This is a genomic window from Salinimonas marina (genome assembly GCF_015644725.1).
Classification (GTDB): Bacteria; Pseudomonadota; Gammaproteobacteria; order Enterobacterales; family Alteromonadaceae; genus Alteromonas.
This window is the reverse complement of record NZ_CP064795.1, coordinates 3019647-3042879: the sequence shown is the minus strand read 5'-3', so window position 1 is coordinate 3042879 and position 23233 is coordinate 3019647. Positions and strand designations below refer to the sequence as shown.

Here is a 23233-nt window from a genome sequence, read left to right as displayed (position 1 = left end):
TAATGAACTATAAAATTTTATGTATTACTGCTTTGCTTTACCTCGTGGCACTACCTGCTAACGCCACCCTAATTTTAACTGGCCCCGGTGGCAGTAGTGTGGATACCAATCCGGCATCAGTATTTTCATTGACGACCACCGAGAGCGGAACCATCTCGGATTTGAATTTCTTCATTGGAATTGATGCCGGTTGCTGCGCCTATGACAACACTGTCGAGTTAACACACGTGGAGTCAGGTACCACCGCACGAATCTGGACCACTGGCTTTGAAACTGGATGGCAATTCGGAGACATCTTAAGCGCTACTTTCGACGATGAAAGCAGCAATGTATTCTTTCAGACTGCACTGCGTGATAGTGATGATTATAGCATTCTCCCGGGTGCTGATTTTCAGGCTGAGAGTATGCTTTCAATATTTGATGGGCTTGATGTTTTTGGTACGTGGCAACTGTCTATCCTGGATGTAGAAGTACCTGGCGAAAATGATGTTCTTCTAACATGGGGAATTGAGGTTGAAACAATAAATGTACCCGAAAATACCACGTTTTTTATGTTTCTAGTTGCTTTTTTATTAGCACATAGATTCCGTTAAACTAAAATCTCTGTAAGAGGGAAGTAGATACTTCCCTCTTACAGAGCACGATAGTTTTTGTAAGACAGAAAAGTAAGCTAGCAAGCTAAATTTATTCTGATACATAGAGCGGTATCTTTAAATATTGAAGCTAACTGCAGCTGATTCTTAGAACATTCTTTCTCCATAGTGATTCATTTTAACCAAGCCTGACTCCCGCTCTTCCGGCATACGTTGTTAAACCTTACGCTATAATTTCAAGGTGTAGATAACATCATGCGCAAAAGGCGGTTAAGCGGTGATGGACTGGCACTGGTAGCAGGCTTATTGACCCCGCCGGCGGCCGCAGCATTTTCCTAACCAGCCTATACCGCCCTGTTTTATTCTCATATTCGATGCGTAAATCCGGCCTGTCACCTTGTCATCGGCATGATAGCGGCTTAGCACCATACAAGCGCCCGGGCACGCCCACCCTCCGTGGGGTCATCGCCGTAGCTTACGCTGGGCTTTGTCTTGTAGCTTGTGCTGCATTTGCATTATACCTTGCTAAAGCCTGGCCCTTATCTTCATATTTGTTCGTATTCGGCGCAGATAACACCTGTCGTGTCTGGCCTTTATCAGGGCTCTCCCCTCAGTCACGCGCTGACTCTTGCTGCGTCTTTGACTATGTGTGCCTTACCTTGCTGAGCACTTTGTCACTCCGCAATCTATAGCTCTGTTCATTTTAGCGCTGCGCGCTGCTTCAACATCTCACATTTATTCTAATTAATAGAACGTTTTCGATGAATTTAACAAATATCATTCTATTAAGTTGTGGTTAATAATAAGCGCCATCGAGTGAGTTGTTATTTATCTGAGAGGAACACCATGAAAAACATTCTGGTCATAAAATCATCGCTCAATGGCGCGCAAGGTCAGTCTAACCAGTTGGTGGACAAACTGGTAACGCGGTTACAGCAAAGCCATGCAACCCGTGTAGTGACCCGGGATTTTGCGGAGCAGCCTTTGCCCCATCTAACCCACAGTGAGATGGCCACCTGGATGAGCACCTCTGATCATGAACAAGCTCAACAGCATGATGCTGCCGGGTTGTCCGATGTTTTAATCAGCGAGCTGAAAAATAGCGATACCGTGGTTATCGGCATGCCCATGTACAATTTTGGGGTGCCTTCCACATTTAAAGCCTGGATCGACAGAATTGCCCGCGCCGGCGTAACGTTCAACTATACCGAAAGCGGTCCGGTCGGCTTATTGGACAATAAAACGGTTTATGTCGTGGCTGCCCGGGGCGGGTTTTATGCCGGTACATCGGCAGACTCGCAAACCAGCTTCCTCAAAAGTGTGTTCGGGTTAATCGGACTTCACGATGTTCAGTTTATCTATGCCGAAGGTCTGAACACCCGTACCCATGCCAGCCAGCTGGCCCAGGCTGAACAAGCCATCCACCAAATCAATCTGTAACGCAAGCGGCGTGCTTATGCAGAACGCCGCCAGTTTTCAGTTTGTGTTCTTATTAAAAAGGCGGTCCACGCCTAACCCATTTTGATAGGTGTAAAATGTATCGATTTTTTAAATTACTTTTGAGCACGGGGAATGGCTTTTCACCACTGGTGTTGCGGATCCCTGTAGGTATCATTTTTATCGCGCATGGTGCGCAAAAGCTGTTCGGGTGGTTTGGTGGTTATGGCCTGGCAGGTACTGCCGGGTGGATGGACTCTATCGGTCTGTCGCCAGGCTTTGCGTTAGCGCTACTGGCCGGCAGTGCTGAGTTTTTCGGCGGACTGGCACTAATAGCAGGATTGTTAACCCGACCAGCGGCCGCAGCATTATCAATAACCATGCTGGTGGCGATATTCTCTGTACATTTTGAGCAGGGTTTGTTTATGTCGAATAACGGCTATGAGTTTGCGCTAGCCTTATTGGGCGCAAGTGTATCGCTGTTGTTGTCGGGGGCGGGCAATGCTCGGCAGACAAAGTTTTAGCGAATAGATTTATGCGGGCAGAAGAGCAGCTGTAACGCTACCTGGTGCCCAGTATCACGTTCTGCGCATAAAGATGACTTATGCGCAGAACGTCCTGAACGGTTATCCCCTCACGTTGTGGTCATTAAACCCTGACCATGACGGGAGAATAATGATTTTTCAGTCATCTTTAATAATGCGCGCATTTTTACGCTCAATCAGTGAGTAGATATGAGCATGCGACGCCAGCAAAGTATACGCCGGGGCCAGAAAGCCTTTTTCATGCAACATCGCCACGGTTTCGCCACACAGCCCACTGAGTTTGTCTTCATCAATGGTATACAGACCGTTAACTTTGCGGGTCGAACCATCGGCCAGAGAGATTTCCAGTGCAATAGGTGCCAGTAGGTCTAAACTGGTAAGCGCTTTGATGAAGCTGCGGGTCTGTGGCTCGCCGTCTAATAGCATCGCCAGAATTTCCTGTTTGTCGGCCATCAAGGTGGTGGGTTGACCATTTTCATCAAACAAGGGTTCACCCTCGGTCTCACTGAGCGCCTCACTGTCGGTATCCAGACAGACCAGATGCTGATCTTCTTCCGTTTTTTCATCACTTTGACCAATGTAGAAAGGATGGCGCTCAACCTGCGCCGGGATATACAGGCCATTCCATTGTTGCTCATTCCAAAACAGGTTTTCGCCTTCTTCAAAACCCAGCATAGCCGAGCATACAAACTGGCCTGACTTGGCATTTTTGGTAAAAACAATGGGGTATTGAATGATGAGCTGATTGAACTCGCTAAGCACCACCGGAATCAGTTGCTCGGCGGCACCAGTCTCGGCGACCTTGCTGGGTTGCACCCGCAGCGATTGATGTTGCTTGGGATTCAGTGCGACGAAATGAGACATGCCTGGTTCCTTTTTATCTTATGAATTTGCCCGAAAAAAGAAGGAGAACGGAGCGTTATGCTTAGTACGCACGATTACCGGTTATTTGTTCAATGTAGCCCGGGAGTTTCTTTATTTCAAAAGGATAAAGCCCCCGGAAATGTTAAGAACGCCATAAGCGCCAACCCCACAAAGTGGCCGGTAGATTTACGTTAAACAGAAATAACGTTGAAAGAAAATGTCATTTAAAGGGAGGGACGTTCAAAAGCCCCCATGTGACCACAGCTGGCGTTAACGTGGAGGCCGAGCGATCCCCTGCCAGGCTTCTGCAAACTGGTGCGGTGCGACTCAGCTATCCTCATTGGGCTTTATATTTCAGGCAGGCTTGGTATTTCAGGTGGGCTTTGCAGGGGCAGTATAAAGCAAATGACCAATCACCCAGCCAACCGACAGCACAATCACAAAATGCACCGGCAATATATAAACACCAATATTAACATCGATGGCAGCTTGTACCAGATACGCAACCGACGCTGCCTGACAGCCTAATTGCAGGCCGGTCAGCGGTGATGCCGGCACGCGCCTGAACAAGCGCATCAATAATAATCCGGTGGGAATAGCCAACAGGGTAAACCCCAGTGCGCCCTGGGTAGCCACAGTTTCAAGATAATCATTGTGGGCCCGTTTAGACATTTGGGTATTGCCTAGCTCCAGAGGTTTGTATTTATGCTGAATAAAAGGGTAGGTACCTGGTCCGGTTCCAAAAACCGGATAATCCTGAATCACCCGAATTACGGTGCCGCGCAGCAGGGTACGGCCATTGTCTTCCATTTTTTGTTCGCTGAAGCGCTGGTACACCGCTGACTGCATAAATGCGATGATCATCAGGGTCCCTGCAATTACCATGACGGCCAGGATCTTTGGTTTTAGCCATTGCTGTAATAACTTAGGGCGGCTCAGAAAAAACAGGAAGGCGGTAAACCCACAGCCTGCCACCAGCGATACCAGCGCCCCCCGGGAGCTGGTATTAAGTAAAGTGGCGAGTTGCAAACCCAGACACAATGCAAAATAGGCAATAGCCGGAGTAACAAGTGTCCTTCTTTCCCGCCGCAGACTGTCGATAAGTAAGCCGGCGGTGAGCAAGATACAAATTACCATGTACATGGCATACTGATTTTTATAACTGAAGGTGCCGCGTATGCCCTGGTGCCACGAAAAATCCCACGGCGGAATAGCCGGAACCCAGTCAATGGCGCCCCCGGTCGCAAAGTTTATCAGCGAATACACTGTGGTCAGCGTACCGATTGTCACAATGCCGCCGCAAAACCAGCGAATGCGTCCGGTGGTTAAAAACAACCGACTAATTAATAAAAATAAAGTGGCCAGACCGGCAAATTTGAACAGCTCAACCAGGGTGGCTTGCCGGTACAGGCTCAGATAGCCAAACTGTTGCGAAGGGTCCTGGTTCTGCCAGGTATACGTGGCCGGGCTTATCCAGGCCAGCATACCCATGGGTATGGGCACCAGGTAAATCAGCGTGTGCACCAGCCACACCCCAAACAATGTCAGAATTAATAAGGTGCCGGCGGGCAGGCTTGTCAGGGCGCGTTTGTCCAGCAACATCACGATCACCGCGATAAAAAGGCCACCCGCGATCACCAGTTGTTCCCAGTAGCGTTCGCCGCCGTGCAACCAGGGCAGCACTAGCAAGGTGGCCAGCATCAGCCACCGGGCGACGCCCGAAGAGGTATTATTGAAAGGTGTCATGCGGGGTGGTCGCTTCCAGTACCCTCAACTGGGCCGAGGTTTCACGATTGGGTGAGCAACATTTAAACGGCGCGACCAAATTGTACTGGCGCATGGCATCAAACAATATTGCCTTGGTCGAGGCTTCGCGTAAGGCACTGCTGATAAGCGGCTCCGCCAGCTGTTGCAGAGTGCCCGATAACGCATTCCAGTTTTTCACTAACACCGGCCCAATCAGTTGCTGTACCTTTTTTTCATAAGGGCTAAGACGCAACAGTTGCTCAAGTAACACCATTGCTTCGGAATTTAACCCATTTTGCACATCGTCCAGAAACACGCGTAATGCCAGGGCTTCATAATGAGAAGGCTGCAGCCGCCGGGCGGAGACCAGGGCTGCGCGTGCACTATCATAATAGCGGCTGGCGGTTTCACTTTGGCCGCGCACAATATACAGGCGCGCCAGTGAGAGCTTAACGCCGGCATCCGCCGCCAGCGTTTTTTCAAGCTGTTTAAGTTGCTGTTCGGTGCGTGCCAGCTCACCAGGTGCGGGCAGCTGGTCGCCGACAAACCACGCCTGTACCTGCGTGGAAAGGGTATGCGCGTGCCAGTAGGTTGTGGCTGTTCGCACACACATAGCCGCCAGAATAAATGCCCCCAGCAATAAGCCAACGCGTATCGTGCGCAATGAAATCCGAAAACCCATGGCCGCAGGCGCCGAGGCGGGCGATGTTTTAGACTGAGCAGAAGACGAGGTCATGATAAAAACAAATACATTTTATAAGTGACTACTACATTTTATTATGCGAGAACTGTTCCAATTAATAAGTATAATCTAAAACTGGTGTCTGATAATTTTACATAACTAAATAATGTGTAAGTATTGTCTGCAGCCCTTAAAAAGCTTTTTGTTACATAGCGTTGGGCAAAAGGCTTAACCCGGGGCCGTCAAAAAGTAAGCGCCGGCTTTTCGCACGATGAGGCGAGGGCACCCAGAATGATGCAAAAATGTTGGATTCGGGTAAATAACAGGGAAGGTTGTCGGATATTTTTACACTGTATCGGCGTTGAACGTATCTGTAGCAAAAAAAGATCAATAAGCCGTGGTGTTTGTAATGGCATTAGCGTATTTTTCCGCTCCTAACTACAGGATTTTAAGCTAAATTATAAATCTGCCGCCAAAGTTTATACAGCATAATATAAAGGTTGGCGCATATTCTGCTACATTCTGCAGCAATAATAATTATAAGTACAACCAAGCCTTTGCGGTCATTCAAGGCTGATAGAACCGACCGTTTAAAATTACAAGGACGTTACAATGAGCTCAGGTTTTGTTAGAAATAACATTAACCAGTTTGCGGTTGTTTATCGACTGGCAGACTTTTTATTAATTCAATTGTCATTGATGCTTGCCGCATCGATACATCCTACTGCCTTATCCGTGCATTATCAGCTTATTGGCCTGATTGGATGTACGGCCTATCTGCTGTGTGCCGAGCTGTTTTGGCTTTATCGCTCATGGCGTGCCGGCACCACCAAAGAAATCCTGTTTTATACCGTCTTTAGCTGGGCCATTAGTGCGGTTATCGTACTGGGCTTCTTGTTTATGACAAAAACCTCTTCGGATTATTCGCGTACCATTTTAACCACCTGGATGCTGTTAAGCCCTGTTGCGTTGTGTTTATGGCGTATTGGCATGCGGTATTTTTTGTTCCATGTGCGTCGCCGCGGTTACAACACCCGCTCGGTGGGGATCATCGGCATGAACGACACCGCCCTTGAGTTGATTAAAGAGCTGGCCCGCAACCCGGAAACCGGTTTTCGGATTGCCGCCATTTATGATGATCGCGATGAAAGCCGTCTGCCGGTGCCGGCAGGCATGACGTTAGGCGGCAAAATTGACCAGGCGATAAAAGCGGTTAATGAAGGTAAGCTGGATCAGATTTTTATTACCTTGCCGATGACCGCCAATAAACGCGTAGAGCAAGTGCTGCATCAATTGGGTGATACTAATGCGGAAGTCCACTTTGTGCCTAATTTCTTTGTTTATAACCTGGTGCATTCACGGCTTTGTAATGTCGGCCAGATGCAAACTATCAGTGTGTTTGACACCCCCATGCGTGGCGCCACCATAGCCGTTAAACGCCTGGAAGATATCTTTTTGTCGCTGGCCATATTAAGCGTCATTGCGCTGCCCATGCTCATCATCGCGCTTGCCATTAAGTTGACCTCCAAAGGCCCGGTAATTTTTAAGCAAAACCGGTATGGCGTAGATGGCAAAAAAATCAGAGTCTGGAAGTTTCGCTCAATGACGGTGACCGAAAATGGTGACCAGGTTACCCAGGCCACTCAAAACGACAGCCGGGTGACAAAGGTAGGGGCGTTTATACGTAAAACCTCATTGGACGAGCTGCCGCAGTTTTTTAATGTATTACAGGGAAAAATGTCGGTGGTGGGGCCTCGCCCGCATGCGGTTGCCCACAACGAGATGTATCGCAAAACCGTGAAGTACTACATGTTGCGCCACCGCATAAAGCCAGGAATTACCGGCTGGGCCCAGGTAAATGGCTGGCGGGGCGAAACCGACACCCTCGAAAAAATGCAGATGCGGGTTAAATACGACCTGGATTACATTCGCAACTGGTCGCTGTGGTTCGACTTCAAAATTGTGTTATTCACGTTTGCCAAAGGCTTTGTGGGTAAGAATGTGTATTAACACATCGCTGATAAGGCCTGGGCGTGTAACAGGCAGTTAATGGGCACCATGAAAACGAATCTACGCTACGGTTTAAAGTTATTCAGACAATACAAAGCCAGTTTTTTACTGGTTTTGGGTCTGCTTATTATCGAAACCGCCGTGAGCCTGGTGTTGCCCAAATTAATTGCCAGCGATATTGCGGCAATGCAGACGCTGGCAAGTACCACGCAATTAGGTTTGGCCAGTGTCGGTTTGTGGGCTCTGCTGATTGTGTTCCAAGGAACGCTGCGCTATGTGTCGGGCGTAAAGCTGAATACGCTGGGCGCCACCCTGACCGCCGATTTAAATAACCGGCTGTATACGCATATTCAAAGCCTGCCGATGCGTTTTTTTCATCACACCAATAAAGGCGACATCCTGGCGCTGCTGACTCACGACCTGGGGGTTGTTAGTTTTTACATTACCAGTGTAGTAACCACGCTCATTCCAAATTTGCTCATTTTTGTTGGCTGTGCAGTGCTGATGTTTGCCATCGAACCGTGGATTAGCCTGATTATTGTCAGTGTGATTCCATTTTTATTTGTTATCAGCAAATTGCTGGGTCGAAAGATTCACCCGTTAGCAAACGCTATCGCGAATACCCAGGCGCAGTCGCTGGCAGTGGCAAACGAAAATATCAGTACCATTAGCCTGGTAAAATCATTCACCCGGGAGCAGGTGGAGAGCAAGCGCTATGCCCGAACCCAGGCAGACCTGAAGCAGTTGCGAATCCGGCAATTTGGTTTTCAGTCATTGTTAAGCCCGCTGGTGCAAACCTTAACCGCCATCGCCGTGATTGCGATACTAGGCATTTCAATCTTTAAACTAGAAAGTGAGGCATTGGCGCTGGCCGATATGGTGGCCTTGCTATTGTACGGTTTGATTTTTATTCGTCCCATCAGTGCTTTTGCCGGTCTCTACGGACAAACGCAGCATCTGCGCGGTGCCGCTTCGCGGCTATCGTTGGTCTGGGAAGCAGAGACGGAAAACTATCACAGCCTGCAACCCGGTCACACCGCGGTATCTTTGCCTACCAACGAAGTGCGTTTTGAAAATGTGAGTTTTTCGTACCAGCCTGACCACCCGGTACTGACCAACGTCAATTTCACCTTGAAGCCAGGCGGGGCGATGCTGATTGTGGGGGACAACGGCGCGGGCAAATCCACCATGCTGAACCTGTTATTGCAGTATTACCAACCTGATGAAGGTCGGATTATGATTGGTGGCCAGGATTCGCGGGTGTTAGGGGTGCACAAGGTACGCCAGCGCATAGGCTATGTACCCCAGGATGTGGTGCTGCAAAGCGGCACCGTGCATAACAACATCGCGTTAGGGTGCGAGGGCGCCACCGATGTTCAGGTAATAGATGCTGCCAACAAAGCCGGACTCACAACCATTATCGCCTCACTCCCCTTAGGGCTGAACACCCAGGTGGGTGAAGGTGGTATTCGTTTATCCGGGGGCAACGCCAACGTATAGCCCTGGCCCGCGCCTTGTTAAAACAGCCCGATATTCTGTTGCTGGACGAGCCAACATCAATGTTGGATGAGACCGGCCGCCAACAGTTTAAACAAGAATTTTATGATGTATTTCGTCAGTACTCAGTGATGGTGATTTCTCATGATCCGACACTAGCTGGCATAGCCCCGAAACCTATTATTTGCGCAACGCCAGGTTGCAAAAAGCCGCATAAGGAAGACCAATGACAAGTTATAAAATAAAGGATGATGTGTTAGCCCAGCAAGTGGCCGATGAAATGGTGATCCTGGAGCCTGAACATGGCAACTACTACACCGTAAATGGGGTGGGGGCCAGTATGATAGCCATGTTGCGCGAAGCAAAAAGCCTCAGCGAAATCACCCAAAACATTGCCAACCAATATGAGGTAGAAGAACAAACCGCAAAAGCAGACTATCTTGAATTACTGGAAAAGCTAAAAGCGGAAGGATTAGTGGAGGCCTGCTGATGATGACTCAGTTTTTTAAATTGAATTATCGTGAAAAAGCCTGGTTTTGTGAGGCCTGGATACGCTTTCTTGTATGGCACTTAAGAATAAAGTTACAGCCCTACAATCAATGGAAAGCAAAACTTTTTATTGAGCCCGAGCATGTAATCGAACCCACCAATACATTGCCGGCAGGGTTACCCACAAAACTAACCGCGACCATCGAACAGGCAGGCCGAAATCATGTTATTTTGATGAACTGCCTGCGCCGATGCCTGGTGACGCGCGATATGCTTCATCGTCGTTCAATCCCGACCAAGCTGCACTTTGGTATGCGGGTATGTAATGGTAAAGCAGAAGCGCATTGTTGGTTAAGCTGTAACGGGCGGCTGGTGAATGATTCGGCAGAAGTGGTAAACCGCTATGCCGAACTACAAAGCGTGAGTGTATTTAATTCGCTACTGACCAATATGGTGACAAAAGGGCTGACTAATTAACCAGCTCTGCCACCCAGCGTTGGGTAAGTATCAAAAATAATAAATCGACCTTTATACCAGAATTATTGTTGTTCAACGTATCATCAAAAGCCTGAAGAGCCTGGTTAATGTCCAGCAGCCCCATATCAGCCAGCAGAGGGTGTTGGATACACTGACGTAAACTATCCCGGTTCTCTTTGACTAAATTCGCAAAATGAATATCAAAGGTGGTTTTGGTTGTTTTCCAGCAAACACTATCAGGCAGCAGGCCGTTCATCGCATTGCGTAAAATGAATTTCGGATAAGCGCCTCTGATAAGCTGCTTTTCCGGTAAGGCAAAGCTTGCCTCGACTAATGTTTGGTCGAAGAAGGGGTGGCAAACCTTAATATTATGCTGTTTCGATACCTCATCATAAGAGCGTACCGAGTTGAAAGTGGTACTGTTTTTCATCGCAAAATACCGGGCATGGTTCATGGGCGCGCGCTTTGCGTCAAATGGATTGCTAATAGTAAAACTTTCTTCAGCCATAGTACGTGCCTTTGGGGTTAGCCATAGCGGCAGTAGTGAATGCTTACTATTTCGTTTAAGGGCTTTGGCTAAGGTTATAAGCGGGCCAGGGATCATCGGACGGACAAACAGATGGCGAGCCACTTTTAAAAACGGCATGCCAGTAACACGACAGGCTTGGTAGACCTCCGGAATGACCGAAAAATCTTTGTTCAGCAATCTTTGGGTATAGGCGCTGGCGTGCCCCCAGCAGGTTTCATCCCCACCATTACCGGTAAGCAATAGGGTGACATCTTGTTTGGCCAGCATCGCCAGTTCGTCGTTGTACCGTGGCGAAAGCACGATGCCCGGGTGATCGAAATGCGCAGGATACAGACTCAGAAAGTCTCGATAATTCTGGGTATCTACGGTCTGAGATAGCACATTAGTTAACGATAGATGATGACGCATATCGTTTATCAACTCGCTTTCATCAGAAGCGCTATCACCCGGGTAAAAGTGAGACAAGGCAATACATTTTTTATTCTGGGCTTTTGCCTGCAGTGACGCCAGCGCCGTGATGCTGGTGGAGTCCATACCACCGCTCATTTGGGTAGCGATAACCTCGTGCGTAGCCATCTGGGCTGCAATAACGGTATCCAGGCAATCTTTGAAATAAGCAGCATAGGTATCATCATCGGGAAAACGGAGTTTATAGCTGGGATCGATATCCCAGTACTTTGATACTTTTACCGTATCGTCTGCAAATTCGAGTCTATGGCCGGCAGCCAAAACAGCTATTTGTTGATGAGCACAAAGATGATTCATAGGCTGACCACTCAACCAGCCTGCCAATGCCGGGCCGGAAAATTCGGTGGTTCTGCCGGTGACATTGTGCAGCAACTGAGCTGAGTCAGAAATCAAATATACCGATTGGTACACAGTATGATAAAGCGGCCGCAATGCCAGAGAATCGGTGGCGATATACAGACACTGATTGGTATAACAAAAGGCAGGCTGGCGGGTATCGTTTAGCTGTAGCTCTGATTGGTACTGATAAAGTGGGGAAGTGTCTGTCTGGTGAAGTTCAAATTCGGGATGCCGGTAAATGTGATGAGCATCGAAAGAAAATGGCCGAGCATCATGGGTCAAAGCGTTTCGTGATTCAGGTGAGCCTACAACAAATAAAAAAGAACTCAAAGCTGGCGTCCGTGCGAAGTCTGATAGTTAAAAGCATTCTACACCTGAAATTACGAAGGAACTACATCTCAACCACAATGCTAAGGGCGTTGACCATTATTGTCAGCTTTCTTTACATTTTATGCTGAGAGGGCGCTCAAATGACCTTAGATACTCATTTATAGAATTCTAAAGATATGATTTACAATAATAAAAAAATAAAGGCATGATTTTTGTAAGCCAAGTCAGTAAAATAAAAGATGCTCGCGGATCACGCACTTTGGACAAGGAAAATGGAATGAAAAAGTCTGCAATTTTTGGTGCATTTGCACTTCTGGCAAGCAGCCAAGCCTCAGCAAGTTATATCGAAACCGTCACCGGCGCCGACATGACAGACATGTCGGTAACGGTCACCTACAGTGATGCCTCTACCGAAACCCTACTATGGCAAACCCTTGCTACCGATCCTGGCCCGGATTATCAGGAAGGATTTGTAGGTGGTGTGTTTGGTTCTGACTGGTCACTGGTACAGCAGGGTAATACCATCTCTGAAACCCCCGCCGATGCAAGTTTACCTCTGGGTCTGTGGACATTTGATTTTGAATTTACGGGTGTTGGCATACAGTCGATTTTTATCGACGCGTTTGCCGGCAATGTCGTGTTCGATACTGCCGAGGGTGATGCCAGTGCCAACGGTTCTGGCCCGGGACGAGGCTATCTGGACGATGTAGATTTTGCGGTAGCCAGCTATACCAACAATGTAGAAGACGAACTTTTTGGTGGTTTGCTGATTAATGGAATTTCAGATGAGTTATTTGCTCAGTCTGGTACACTGGAATTTCTTATCGATACTGACATGGTTGCGGTTTCAGCGCCAGCAACAGCAAGTATCTTTGCATTAGGATTGGCATTTATCGGTTTCGGCCGTAAAAAAAATGCTTAAGGAAGGAAAAATGGACGATTCAACCACGGTAACTAAGCAAAAACGCAGCTATGAAAAACCACAGCTGGAACGCGTAGGTACATTAGCCGAGCTAACCGAAGGATTTGCAGGTAGCATTCCTGACGAGCAAGGCGGACAAACCAAGCAAAATCCTTTTCAGGGTTAATCGCTTCGGTGCCAAAAAAGCCAGCATCCTGCTGGCTTTTTTGATCGAGCTGACAAATCACTCGGCAAAAATGCTGAAGATGTGGCAATTTGATGCATAATTAACGTTACAATCCTACTCAATATCTGAGAAAATGGATCAGTAGTTTAAGCAAGCCAGTTTAAGCACACTAGACATTACCTGGATAGGTACACGGATAAGTACATGGATCAGTTTGAAACGGACTTCTTCAAGCAAGCCGAACACCCTCTGCATGGCGTCCAGCCATATAAAATAGGCACTACAAAGCCTGAAACAGACCTGCCCTATACCTTAGGCGTGTCAGTAAAAACTATCCCTGACTTTACGATGCCAATTGCACCTGCCTGGGAATTTATCGACCAGGGCGCGCGCTATAAAACCCACTTTGCATTACAAAAAATCAATGGTCACTGGACTCTGTATGTTGAATGCCAGGGCAAAGGCACCTTTACCTATTACGATGATGAAATCCATATCGAATGGGTCAGTGGTACCGGCCCGGATCATTACTTTCAATCTATCGGCCTCGCTATTTGGCTGGAGATGAAAGGGGTGATTTGTATTCATGGGAATGCTTTAACACTTAAGAATAAAACCTTGTTGATAGTTGGCCCGAGCGGTATAGGAAAAAGTACTACTTGTCTCAAGTTAGCGAAAATCGGTGGTGAAATATTAACTGATGATATGACAGCTATATATTCAAGTTTAGAAGAAACTATTGTATATCCAAGCTGGAATAAATTGAGATTGTGGCCAGATAGTTCAGAGCTAATAACTACAAGATGTAAAATTAAAAAAATAAAAAAGGTGCACAATAGTTTTAACAAGCTTGAGTACAATTTTCATAATCACACTTACAAAGCTCCTTTACATGAGATACTTTTTCTGGAGCGAGAAGGTTACGAAAAATCAAATGACATGGGTAATTTTATTCTAAATATGATAGGTAATTCGATAATAGGCGATATTCCAAAGTGTTTTAATATTGAAAAAGAAAGAGTTACGGCAATAATTAATATATTAACAGCAATGTTTACTAAAAAAACTTCAAGCGCAGCGCTAATAGAAGAAAGTCTAAAATGAAAGAAGGTAAAGCTATCCGTATAGATGTATATCATAATATATTATGGGCAGGGTACAAAAATAAGGTTTTCGAAAACTTATTTAAGAAAGCTACCAATTTTGATGTGAAGGTCTCTGTAATACAAATCGCGCGTTCTGAAATTATTAGAAAAGGCATGGAGCAGGATTCGTTTAAGGGTATAAATTATCCTTACGAACTCTTATTTGATGATTATTACGAAGATGTACCAAAATTAAAAAAGGTCATAAAGCTCGTAAATAAAATATATAAGTCAAATGCGAATATAGTAATACTGCCTGGATATCATAAGTTAGAATATTGGTTTATGTTATTTGCGGCCTTTGTAAAAAGGCAATCTATTTATGTTTTCTGTGACTCAACTGAGTTAGACAAGCCCGAAGTTCTAATAAAAGAAATAGCAAAAAAAATATTTTTTTTATTTGTTAATGGGGTGTTTGCTTATGGAGAGGCTAGTGCACGATATATTTCTAAGTATATTTCGAAAGATAAGATCACTTATCCGATTAGCGCGGCTGTAGAATTTGATACTGGTCTAGACAAAAGGGAAGTTATCAAAAGAAAATCAGAAGGATTGTACAATAGGAAAAATTTACTTTATGTAGGCAGGATTTCAAAAGAAAAAAATCTAGCTAGTCTTATGAGTTGGTGTAAGACAAACACCTACTTTGAAAATAATTGGCGACTAGTTGTAGTTGGTGAAGGTGATGAAAGAGCGAGCCTTGAAAAACAGTATAGTTCCGAGAATATAGTTTTTAAAGGGGCCAGGAAACAGAAAGAAATTGCAGAATGCTTACTCGATGCGACTATCCTTATTTTACCAAGTACATCTGAACCTTGGGGTTTAGTGGTGAATGAAGCTTATTACAACTATTGCCCAGCCATAATAAGCACCTATTGTGGGTGCTACCTAGATTTAGTTATAAAAGAAGAAAAACAAAGCTTAAATCCTTGTAATATGGAAAAATTAGAAACCAAATTGAAATTAATAACAGCAAGCAAAGTTGACTATGAAGAACTATGTGTAGCAGTCCGAAATAAAATTGAATACTACAGTCCTGGAAAGGCCGCGGAAAGAATTTTGACAAGGGTTTTATCAGAAGAATGAAGCATGTTTATCACAAAGATTGGAGAGGGAACTTTGGTGATGATCTTAATATACCTTTCTTTAAAGATGTATTAGGAAGTCATTATCTAAATAATGGAAAGAAATTTTATGGCATAGGAACTTTGCTAAACAATGTACACGGTAAAATCACCGACTCAATTATTTTTGGATCCGGTTATGGATATGGTGAAGCGTTGAACATCGATGTTGGCTCGGTAGATATAATAGGGGTTCGTGGGCCCCTTACTGCGGAGAAGTTAGAGATAGCTGAGGATAAAGTAATAGGCGATCCTGCGCTTTATTTACCATATTTAGAAAAGTTTAATAAATTAGAGCTAAATGAAGAAAAAATAGTGGTTGCCTTACATCATACTACTTGTGAATTATGGGATTTCGAGGGTTATGAAGACGAAGATATTAAGTTTTTAGACCCAGCAAGCGATATTTATACATACATAGCTCATATTAAATCTGCAAAGTTTGTAATAACAGAATCTTTACATGGTGCAATTGTAGCTGCAGCTTACAGAAAACCGTTTCTACCTTTATCCTTGTATGTAAACTTAGAAATGAAGAAATGGCAGGATTTTTATCGTTCATTAAACATAGATAATAGTTCCATAATAAACTTAGAAAAGCCGGCAGTGCCGAGTTTAAGATATATAGCTACGCGGGGTAAATTTAAAAAGTTTCTGGAGCCGAGAAGGAAAGGTGTAGCAATCAATGAAGAGTATATGAAAAAAATAAAATCTATCATACTCAGCAATGATAAGGAGCTAGTATTAGTTGAAGAAGGGCAACTAGAAATTATGAAAGAACGTTTCGAAGCGGCAATTTCAGAATATTTTTCCAGGTACTAATGTGATCAAGAAAAATATAGTTGCTGGTTTATACGCGCAAATTATTAACTCAATTATACCTGTAGTTTCAATACCTTTACTCCTAAGCTATCTTGGTGAGAAGGATTATGCTGATTGGATTGTTGTAAGTCTATTTCCGGCATACATAGCTGCTAGCGATATTGGGTTTTCATATGTAATGTGTAATGATATCTTTATAAATTATAAAAATTATAAAAGAAGTGTTAAGCGAGCGATTTATACGACAGCAATTTTTTTTACCTGTTTTGTATTGATAGTTATAGCTGCAGCTTTATTGCTAGTTACTCTGCTAGTGGGCGAAATAAATAATTATTCAGCGATGGTTTCGTTGATTTGTTGGGGTGCGATTTCGCTCTACAATCCATTCATAGAGTTGAAGTTTAAAATAAATGATGTTTACCACGAATTTCTTTTCTTAATAAACTCAATAAGACTTATAGAGTGGTTGGTCAGCGTTTTTTTATTAATATTTACGCAAGAAATTTTACCAATGGCAATTTCACTTTTTATTACTCGCCTTGCACTGACTATATTTCTAGCGGCATATTCTAGTAGGTTTAATAGAAAAGTTATTTTCAAGAAAAGTTCTTTTGATATTATATTTATTAAAAGGTTTTATAGAAAATCTATTCTCTTCAGTTCCTTTTCATTGAGTAATATTCTATCAGTACAAGGCATTACATATGTTGTGTCGGTAATATATTCAGACGCACTTTTAATTTTGTTTAATGCGTACAGAACTTTAACTAGATTCATGACTCAGCTACTAGCAGTTATTAATAAGGCGTATTGGCCGAGGTTTAGTGTGTTATACGGAAATTCTGATGTTAAAAACCTAAAAATTAAAGTTCATGAATGCCGTAACATTTCCTTTTTACTTTTGTGTATAAGCTCTATAGTACTGCTGATTTTTGCAGAGCTAGCAGTTTATCTCTGGCTCGGAAGGGATTTTTACTTTGATAGAGAGCTATTCACATCTTTATTGTTTATAGCAGTTTTAAATGGTATATGGCAAACAGATTGGGTGCTACTAATGGCAAGTAATAAACACGACGATTTTGCTATAAAATTATTTCTTATTTACGCTACGTCACTTCTAGGTTTTTACTTATCATCTATTTCTCTTCCTCTCCAAAAAGCAGTTTGTTCGGTTGCGGTTTTTGAAATTTTTATTATTTATATATGTGTTTTTAAAAATGGAACAAAATTGGAGATATTTTCCTCGAAGGAGCCAACGTGATTATTAAGAATATAGGAAAGATACTTTTCAATATACCTAATTTCTTTTGTTATAAGTATAAAGTACTCTGGCTACGTAGTCTAGGCGCTAAGATAGGTGCCGGTTCTATTGTTAATTGTAAGGTGCCTATAAATAAGGCTAAAAATCTTGTAGTAGGAGATTACTGCTATATAGACAAAGAAGTTAATATTGCCCTTCATAATAAAGTGATAATTGGTGATAGGGTTGTCATTAATTCTAAAGTGAATCTACTTACAGGAAGTCATGACATTAGCCACAGTGCCTGGCCAAATATATCGGATAAGATTGAAATTTGTGACTATGCGTGGTTGGCTACGAATTGCCTGGTTCTTCCCGGTGTGAAAATATCTGAAGGAACAGTCGTTGCAGCTTCATCAGTGGTCACTAAAAACTATCCGCCTTATAGCATTTTGGCATCTAACCCTGCTAAATTAATAGGCACTAGAGTTAAGGGATTGAATTACAATCCTACTGAAAATGTAAGCTATATAGCCTGTTTTAAAAAATGATTTCATCTAGTTTGTTAATTATCTTAATTAGCTTATTTTTATCTCTAAAGTTAAGCCCGATTTATAGAGTTTTTCCCTTTATTACTTCTTTAAGTGGGGTATATTATGCTGTATTAGGCCCATTATATTGGCTTAATGTCCACAATGGATACTTCGCAGGAATTAATTGGAGTAGTGAAATACCTTTTAATTCATTAATTTTTGCTAGTTTTATTGCTTTGCTAAACACAAGTTATGTATTAATTTGTGTCTCTAAGTCTCATAAGGATGTAGTTTGTTTCGATAATATTTATCCAGTTAAAAAGCTTAACTTCAAGTTTTATGCTTTGGGTGTTTTGTGTTGCGCTTACGTCTATGTAAATAAAGATTTGCGTAGCTCATTCTTCCTTATTTCCTATCAGGTGTCTGACCTTTTACTTGTTGCTTTATTTTATTTGCTTATCCTTGATCATAAAAAGCTTTTCCTAATAAGTTTGGTTTTATTTGTATTTTATTGTGCTTTTGTTGGTTTTAGATATAAATTGATAATACTATTTTTACCGTTATTAGTGCACCAGTTCCTCACTATGAAAGGCGGGGGTAGATATTTTTATTTGGGCTTATATTCATCAGTCTTACTTGCCTTCTTTTCAATAATAACGTTAACAAGGGTTAAATTTTCTGGGTTAGATATAGCGCAGCTAGGTAACAGCGGTTTCGAGGATGTACTTTACGGTTTCTTATCAGATTCAAATATTATTTTTGGCATCATATCTATAAATACTTTTGTAGTCGCTAATAGCTATTTCGTTTATGCGCAGCCTCTGTTTGATGTTGTTATTGATTTCATTCCGCGATTTATTTATCCCGATAAAGATGTTGGTAAGCAAATTTATCTAGTACTTGAAGGGCTTCGTAGTCATCAAGGACGTAATTCAGCTACAACTTACCCTTTTTTTGGTGAGTATTTAATGATGGGTGGTTATTATTTCGCTATTCCTATGACTATATTTTTAGGGTTTATAGTTTCCTTTTTTACAAGGTTTTTCACTTGTGTTGATAATGTTGCTATAAGAAATGTCGGTGTTGGTTTAGTTGCAGTGCTATTTGGTTACTATTATATTTCCAGAGGTTATACACCCCAATTTATGAAAAGTATTATCTTCGTTTTAGTTCCATTTATTTATCTCACGGTTTTGGGGTGTAAAAGAAAAGATGTTTAATATTATCGTTCCTGGCATTTTCCATTATAAGTATTATATTGAGTATTTTTCGGAAGATGATAATTTAAAAAAGTTCATCTACTCCCATAAAATAAATTCTAATTTTTTGGATGGGTCTGGTAAAGAAACCAATTTATTTCTGAGAGAAAACTTTCTTCAATTCTTCATAAAAATCTTCGGTGCTAAATATTGTTACAGAAAAATATTTTTTTTCGATATGTTATGGTCGTTATCGACTAGGTTTATTTCTCCGTGCAAAGTTAACTTAGTATTGATGCAGGGAAATTCCAATAGTCTTATAAAGCGCCTGGCTCTGCATGGGCACGTTGTTGGTGAAGCTGTAAATATTCATCCTACTGAAATGCTTAAATTGCTTAATGAAGATAAGCTTTTTCATGGAATTGATTTTTTCTGGTCCGAAACAGTTTATCGCAACAAGTTACGAGAAATTCAAAATGTTGACTATATTTTAGCACCCTCCATGTGTGTAAAAGAGAGTTATATAAAACATGGCTTCGATAAAAATAAAATATTTTTAATACCTTATGGCGTATCTTTTTCTAATACTAGTTCAGTAGCCATTCCTACTGGAAGTAAGCTTAAAATAGTTGTTGTGGGTCAAGTTTTCCCTCGTAAAGGTCACTATTATTTACTAAAGTCCATACAGAAACTTTCGTTAAATTTAGACTTAGATCTTCACTTTATAGGCCTGGCGGATAAGCAGTATATGGATGTTCTGTCATCAATCGGCGTCGATTTTACTTATCATGGTAGTCTTTCACATAGCGTTGTTTTGGATTTTATTTCGTCATCTGATATATCCGTTTTACCTTCTATCGAGGACGGTTTTGGTATGGTTGCCATGGAATCTATACAAATGGGAGTGCCAGTCATAGTCTCTAAATTCGCTGGAGCTTCTGATATTATCTCACGTTACGGCGGTGGAGTTGTTTACGATCCTCTTAGTTCCAACGGCTTCGAGACATCTTTGCAAAAAATTATTTCTGGTAGATTTTCTCGAGACTGTCACGATATACCAACGTGGTCTGACTATGCGATTCAATTAAAAGAACTATTAAAAAACATTAACGAGGATTGTCACTAGTGGTCATTTTATTGTGCGATTTACCTGAACCACTACACGGTATGTCTAGTATTAATCAAAAGGTTCAAGCGCGTTTTTGTGAGAAATTTTCCAATTTTCGTTGCATTAATACAAGCCCGTCCCTTTTTTCCCGTTTTTATGGCTCTAAATTCTGGGCCATCCTCAAAGCTTTTCGTTTTATTATCTCTTTTTTACAGCTTTTATATTATACAATATCTTCACTAGAACAAAGTAAAGTTTGCTATCGTTCTTTAAACGGTGGTATAGGGCAGCTTTATGATATTTTATTTATGTTTTTTTTAAGAGCCTTTAGATTTAAAGTTTACCTTCATCATCATTCATTTGCATATCTAAACCGAGAAAGCAATATTTTTAGATTAGTTCTCAAGGTTGCTGGAGAAGATGTAATTCATGTCGTACTAGGTGATGAGATGAAGTCTAAGATCGTGGATATGTACGGTGTTGATAGTGAGAATTTTATCGTGGTTTCCAATTTAGCCTTTTTTGATAAATTGGAACTTTCTTGTTCGGCAAAAAAAATTGGTCCAATAAGGTTTGGCCATTTAGCGAACCTTTGTCTCGAAAAAGGAGTTGATGTAGTTGTCAATCATGTTAAGAGGCTGAGAGAACTTGGCTACGAGGTCGAGCTTTATCTTGCTGGTGGCTTTGTAGATGAAGTAACAAAAAAGGCTACTCTAGATTCAATATCTCTTATTGATTGGATTTCATATGAAGGTGCTATTTATGGCGAAGATAAGATATCGTTTTTCGAAAAAATCGATGTCTTTTATTTTCCTTCAAATTATAAAAACGAAGCTGAGCCACTAGTGCTTTATGAAGCCGCTCGCGAGGGGTGCTTACTAATTGGTACACCTAAGGGCGTTATGCAAAGTGTAATCAAAAGGTTTTCAGGTTATGTCGTAAATTATGGATGTTTTGATGAATTTTTAATTACTTATAGAGATTTTTATTCATCTTACGAAAAAAATCAATGGCCGGCACGTATTAAAAGTCGTTTTGCGATTGAAAAATTAGCTGCTGATCATGCGTTCCAAATTTTGATTGAATCTATAGAGATGAGTAATGCAAAGGCTAGATAATTTTAAATTACCAGAAGGATTTAGGTGTCGAACAGCTTTGTTTGTTCAGATATGGTGGTTTGTCCAGACCTTTCTGTTTCGACCTTCCCCGCAATTTGCATATAGCTGGCGTCGGTTCCTGCTTCGTCTATTTGGAGCTAAAATAGGGAAAAATGTAATTATTCGACCCTCTGCTACAATTACTTACCCTTGGAATCTTACTATAGGTGATTTTTCTTGGGTTGGTGATGATGTTGTTTTATACAATTTAGGTCCTATAGAAATAGGCTCTAACGCGGTTGTATCTCAAAGGTCGTATCTATGTACAGGCTCTCATGATTACAAATCTGAAGCGTTTGATATACATGCAGAAAAAATTGTTGTGAAAGACAAAGCCTGGATTGCAACAGACGTATTTGTTGCTCCAGGAGTGGTCGTAAATGAAGGTGCAGTAGTAGGGGCACGAAGCTCAGTATTTGAAGATATGCCTGCAAATATGATTTGTGTAGGTTATCCAGCTAAACCGATAAAGCCAAGGATGGATGATGAAGATTCTAATGTACTCGCTGAACCATTACCCGGAACGGACCGGCATTGGTAAATACAATGGTGACATGGCGCAAACTCTGGTGCAAAAAGGTGTGGATGTATCGGTACTGTGTGCCCCCCGTATTACCCTGAATGGCAAGCAGGTGAAGGGTATTCCAGTGCCAGGTATCGTACAGAGCAAATAGACGGAGCAACAATACATCGTTGCCCTTTGTACATCCCAAAAACTGTCACTACCGCCAAGCGCCTATTACACCTTTTTTCTTTTGCTATCAGTTCTGGTGTCAGGCTGTTTTCTTTATGTAAACAAAAATACGATGTGGTTTTTTTAGTTCAGCCCACGTTTTTTTGCGCGCCGCTAACTCTGCTGTTTTGCAAGCTGACCGGTACCAAGGCGGTGATGCATATTCAGGATTATGAGCTGGATGCAATGCTAGGCTTAGGCCTGGCTAACAATAACTTCTTTACCCGCTCTTTGAAAAAAGTCGAACGCTGGTACCTGAAGCGCTTTGATATGGTCTCGAGTATATCCTATAGCATGCTTGAACTGGCCCGGCACAAAGGTGTGGGTGAGGAAAAGCTTTTATTTTTCCCAAACTGGACCAATACCGACTTTGTTACCCCAGACACCCCGGGCCAGATATTTCGTAAAAATCATGGTTTTTCTGAGCAGGACAAACTGGTTCTCTATGCCGGTAATATGGGCCACAAACAGGGCCTCGAAATCATTCTGGAGTCAGCCAGAACATTTACACAACAGACAGATGTTAAATTTGTCATGGTCGGCGCCGGAGCCTATGTTGAAACGCTTAAGTCACTGGCCCAACAGTATCAGTTGACCAATGTGTTTTTTCTGCCGCTTCAGGAGTGGGAAGATGTTCCGGCCATGCTGGCTACAGCGGATATTCATCTGGTGGTGCAAAAAAGGGGCGCGGCAGATGTGGTGTTACCTTCAAAGCTAACCAACATACTTGCGGCTGGCGGTGATGCGATTATTACAGCTGAACCCGAAACCGAACTGGGTAAGCTGTGTGAAAAGTTTAATGGCATCTATAACCTGATAGAGCCGGAAAGTAGCCATGCCTTAACCGCCGCCATCAACGAGGAACTGGCCGTTGAACGCACGGGCCACAATCAAGTGGCGCGATTGTATGCCGAAAAACATTTACAACAAGATACAGTGTTAAGCAGATTTATAACTGAGCTTCGCTTGAAACTCGGTATAAACCAGCCTATAAAAACCGATACCAAGAAATCGAAACTGGATCCGTTAGCCTTACTGGAAGACGATAAGGATGAAGTGTTAAATAAGCTGCCCTAGC

At 42.8% G+C, this 23233-nt stretch carries 23 protein-coding genes and 1 pseudogene; 20 read left to right on the top strand and 4 right to left on the bottom strand.

Annotated elements, in window-relative coordinates; translation table 11 throughout:
- Positions 1–2 precede the first annotated feature (2 nt).
- The 3 genes from IT774_RS13620 (at position 3) to IT774_RS13610 (ending at position 2554) form a co-directional block, all read left to right on the top strand.
- On the top strand, positions 3–593 hold the full coding sequence (locus IT774_RS13620; protein WP_195810245.1) for a hypothetical protein: 591 nt from the start codon (positions 3–5) through the stop codon (positions 591–593).
- Positions 594–1439: 846 nt separating this feature from the next.
- Positions 1440–2033 (top strand): FMN-dependent NADH-azoreductase, encoded by a 594-nt coding sequence (locus tag IT774_RS13615; protein ID WP_195810244.1) that lies wholly within the window; start codon positions 1440–1442, stop codon positions 2031–2033.
- A gap of 95 nt (positions 2034–2128) precedes the next feature.
- The gene (locus IT774_RS13610; RefSeq protein ID WP_195810243.1) at positions 2129–2554 is read left to right on the top strand and encodes a DoxX family protein; all 426 of its coding nucleotides are present in this window, start codon (positions 2129–2131) and stop codon (positions 2552–2554) included.
- Positions 2555–2713: 159 nt separating this feature from the next.
- Here the strand turns inward: IT774_RS13610 and IT774_RS13605 are convergent, their stop codons facing one another.
- From IT774_RS13605 to IT774_RS13595, 3 genes are all read right to left on the bottom strand, one after another.
- Positions 2714–3439, bottom strand: coding sequence for a SapC family protein (locus tag IT774_RS13605; protein ID WP_195810242.1), 726 nt, complete (start codon positions 3437–3439; stop codon positions 2714–2716).
- A 372-nt stretch (positions 3440–3811) separates the two neighbouring features.
- On the bottom strand, positions 3812–5185 hold the full coding sequence (locus IT774_RS13600) for an O-antigen ligase family protein (RefSeq protein WP_195810241.1): 1374 nt from the start codon (positions 5183–5185) through the stop codon (positions 3812–3814).
- Entirely contained in the window at positions 5169–5921 is a 753-nt protein-coding gene (locus IT774_RS13595) for a tetratricopeptide repeat protein (RefSeq protein WP_195810240.1), read from the bottom strand. The genes IT774_RS13600 and IT774_RS13595 overlap by 17 nt, the downstream gene beginning before the upstream one ends.
- Positions 5922–6479: 558 nt before the next feature.
- Between IT774_RS13595 and IT774_RS13590 the strand changes: the two genes are divergently transcribed.
- From IT774_RS13590 to IT774_RS13570, 4 genes and pseudogenes are all read left to right on the top strand, one after another.
- Positions 6480–7877 (top strand): undecaprenyl-phosphate glucose phosphotransferase, encoded by a 1398-nt coding sequence (locus IT774_RS13590; RefSeq protein WP_195810239.1) that lies wholly within the window; start codon positions 6480–6482, stop codon positions 7875–7877.
- A gap of 39 nt (positions 7878–7916) precedes the next feature.
- Positions 7917–9604, top strand: a pseudogene (locus tag IT774_RS13585) (ABC transporter transmembrane domain-containing protein).
- Entirely contained in the window at positions 9601–9864 is a 264-nt protein-coding gene (locus IT774_RS13575; RefSeq protein ID WP_195810237.1) for a PqqD family protein, read from the top strand. The pseudogene IT774_RS13585 and the gene IT774_RS13575 overlap by 4 nt, the downstream one beginning before the upstream one ends.
- Entirely contained in the window at positions 9864–10340 is a 477-nt protein-coding gene (locus IT774_RS13570; RefSeq protein ID WP_195810236.1) for a lasso peptide biosynthesis B2 protein, read from the top strand. The genes IT774_RS13575 and IT774_RS13570 overlap by 1 nt, the downstream gene beginning before the upstream one ends.
- Here IT774_RS13570 and IT774_RS13565 read toward each other — a convergent pair.
- The gene (locus tag IT774_RS13565) at positions 10333–11958 is read right to left on the bottom strand and encodes an asparagine synthase-related protein (protein WP_195810235.1); all 1626 of its coding nucleotides are present in this window, start codon (positions 11956–11958) and stop codon (positions 10333–10335) included. The genes IT774_RS13570 and IT774_RS13565 overlap by 8 nt on opposite strands.
- A gap of 325 nt (positions 11959–12283) precedes the next feature.
- Between IT774_RS13565 and IT774_RS13560 the strand changes: the two genes are divergently transcribed.
- The 13 genes from IT774_RS13560 to IT774_RS13505 all read left to right on the top strand — a co-directional run bounded on the left by IT774_RS13560 (position 12284) and on the right by IT774_RS13505 (position 23232).
- The gene (locus tag IT774_RS13560) at positions 12284–12928 is read left to right on the top strand and encodes a hypothetical protein (RefSeq protein WP_195810234.1); all 645 of its coding nucleotides are present in this window, start codon (positions 12284–12286) and stop codon (positions 12926–12928) included.
- A 10-nt stretch (positions 12929–12938) separates the two neighbouring features.
- Entirely contained in the window at positions 12939–13094 is a 156-nt protein-coding gene (locus IT774_RS13555; protein WP_195810233.1) for a lasso RiPP family leader peptide-containing protein, read from the top strand.
- Positions 13095–13298: 204 nt separating this feature from the next.
- On the top strand, positions 13299–14198 hold the full coding sequence (locus IT774_RS13550) for a phosphoenolpyruvate carboxykinase (ATP) (protein ID WP_195810232.1): 900 nt from the start codon (positions 13299–13301) through the stop codon (positions 14196–14198).
- A complete protein-coding gene (locus tag IT774_RS13545) occupies positions 14195–15325 on the top strand; it encodes a glycosyltransferase family 4 protein (RefSeq protein WP_195810231.1) in 1131 nt (376 codons plus the stop codon). The genes IT774_RS13550 and IT774_RS13545 overlap by 4 nt, the downstream gene beginning before the upstream one ends.
- Entirely contained in the window at positions 15322–16185 is an 864-nt protein-coding gene (locus IT774_RS13540) for a polysaccharide pyruvyl transferase family protein (RefSeq protein ID WP_195810230.1), read from the top strand. Before IT774_RS13545 ends, IT774_RS13540 begins: the two co-directional genes overlap by 4 nt.
- Position 16186: 1 nt before the next feature.
- Positions 16187–17446 (top strand): lipopolysaccharide biosynthesis protein, encoded by a 1260-nt coding sequence (locus IT774_RS13535; protein ID WP_195810229.1) that lies wholly within the window; start codon positions 16187–16189, stop codon positions 17444–17446.
- Positions 17443–17976, top strand: coding sequence for an acyltransferase (locus IT774_RS13530; RefSeq protein WP_195810228.1), 534 nt, complete (start codon positions 17443–17445; stop codon positions 17974–17976). The genes IT774_RS13535 and IT774_RS13530 overlap by 4 nt, the downstream gene beginning before the upstream one ends.
- On the top strand, positions 17973–19178 hold the full coding sequence (locus IT774_RS13525; RefSeq protein WP_195810227.1) for a hypothetical protein: 1206 nt from the start codon (positions 17973–17975) through the stop codon (positions 19176–19178). Before IT774_RS13530 ends, IT774_RS13525 begins: the two co-directional genes overlap by 4 nt.
- The gene (locus tag IT774_RS13520; protein ID WP_195810226.1) at positions 19171–20283 is read left to right on the top strand and encodes a glycosyltransferase family 4 protein; all 1113 of its coding nucleotides are present in this window, start codon (positions 19171–19173) and stop codon (positions 20281–20283) included. The genes IT774_RS13525 and IT774_RS13520 overlap by 8 nt, the downstream gene beginning before the upstream one ends.
- Complete coding sequence (locus IT774_RS13515; protein ID WP_195810225.1) at positions 20283–21383, top strand: glycosyltransferase family 4 protein; 1101 nt, start codon at positions 20283–20285, stop codon at positions 21381–21383. The genes IT774_RS13520 and IT774_RS13515 overlap by 1 nt, the downstream gene beginning before the upstream one ends.
- Positions 21367–21963 (top strand): putative colanic acid biosynthesis acetyltransferase, encoded by a 597-nt coding sequence (locus tag IT774_RS13510; protein ID WP_195810224.1) that lies wholly within the window; start codon positions 21367–21369, stop codon positions 21961–21963. Before IT774_RS13515 ends, IT774_RS13510 begins: the two co-directional genes overlap by 17 nt.
- Positions 21920–22096, top strand: a complete 177-nt coding sequence (locus IT774_RS17530) for a hypothetical protein (RefSeq protein WP_232365226.1) — start codon at positions 21920–21922, stop codon at positions 22094–22096. Before IT774_RS13510 ends, IT774_RS17530 begins: the two co-directional genes overlap by 44 nt.
- The gene (locus IT774_RS13505; RefSeq protein WP_232364996.1) at positions 22021–23232 is read left to right on the top strand and encodes a WcaI family glycosyltransferase; all 1212 of its coding nucleotides are present in this window, start codon (positions 22021–22023) and stop codon (positions 23230–23232) included. Before IT774_RS17530 ends, IT774_RS13505 begins: the two co-directional genes overlap by 76 nt.
- The last annotated feature ends 1 nt before the right edge of the window (position 23233 follow it).

Excerpts from the sequence above, each read along its gene's own strand:
- IT774_RS13620 (WP_195810245.1), top strand. The coding sequence starts at position 3 with ATGAACTATAAAATTTTATGTATTACTGCTTTGCTTTACCTCGTGGCA.
- IT774_RS13615 (WP_195810244.1), top strand. The coding sequence starts at position 1,440 with ATGAAAAACATTCTGGTCATAAAATCATCGCTCAATGGCGCGCAAGGT.
- IT774_RS13610 (WP_195810243.1), top strand. The coding sequence starts at position 2,129 with ATGTATCGATTTTTTAAATTACTTTTGAGCACGGGGAATGGCTTTTCA.
- IT774_RS13605 (WP_195810242.1), bottom strand. The coding sequence starts at position 3,439 with ATGTCTCATTTCGTCGCACTGAATCCCAAGCAACATCAATCGCTGCGG.
- IT774_RS13600 (WP_195810241.1), bottom strand. The coding sequence starts at position 5,185 with ATGACACCTTTCAATAATACCTCTTCGGGCGTCGCCCGGTGGCTGATG.
- IT774_RS13595 (WP_195810240.1), bottom strand. The coding sequence starts at position 5,921 with ATGACCTCGTCTTCTGCTCAGTCTAAAACATCGCCCGCCTCGGCGCCT.
- IT774_RS13590 (WP_195810239.1), top strand. The coding sequence starts at position 6,480 with ATGAGCTCAGGTTTTGTTAGAAATAACATTAACCAGTTTGCGGTTGTT.
- IT774_RS13575 (WP_195810237.1), top strand. The coding sequence starts at position 9,601 with ATGACAAGTTATAAAATAAAGGATGATGTGTTAGCCCAGCAAGTGGCC.
- IT774_RS13570 (WP_195810236.1), top strand. The coding sequence starts at position 9,864 with ATGATGACTCAGTTTTTTAAATTGAATTATCGTGAAAAAGCCTGGTTT.
- IT774_RS13560 (WP_195810234.1), top strand. The coding sequence starts at position 12,284 with ATGAAAAAGTCTGCAATTTTTGGTGCATTTGCACTTCTGGCAAGCAGC.
- IT774_RS13555 (WP_195810233.1), top strand. The coding sequence starts at position 12,939 with ATGGACGATTCAACCACGGTAACTAAGCAAAAACGCAGCTATGAAAAA.
- IT774_RS13550 (WP_195810232.1), top strand. The coding sequence starts at position 13,299 with ATGGATCAGTTTGAAACGGACTTCTTCAAGCAAGCCGAACACCCTCTG.
- IT774_RS13545 (WP_195810231.1), top strand. The coding sequence starts at position 14,195 with ATGAAAGAAGGTAAAGCTATCCGTATAGATGTATATCATAATATATTA.
- IT774_RS13540 (WP_195810230.1), top strand. The coding sequence starts at position 15,322 with ATGAAGCATGTTTATCACAAAGATTGGAGAGGGAACTTTGGTGATGAT.
- IT774_RS13525 (WP_195810227.1), top strand. The coding sequence starts at position 17,973 with ATGATTTCATCTAGTTTGTTAATTATCTTAATTAGCTTATTTTTATCT.
- IT774_RS13520 (WP_195810226.1), top strand. The coding sequence starts at position 19,171 with ATGTTTAATATTATCGTTCCTGGCATTTTCCATTATAAGTATTATATT.
- IT774_RS13510 (WP_195810224.1), top strand. The coding sequence starts at position 21,367 with ATGCAAAGGCTAGATAATTTTAAATTACCAGAAGGATTTAGGTGTCGA.
- IT774_RS17530 (WP_232365226.1), top strand. The coding sequence starts at position 21,920 with ATGTACTCGCTGAACCATTACCCGGAACGGACCGGCATTGGTAAATAC.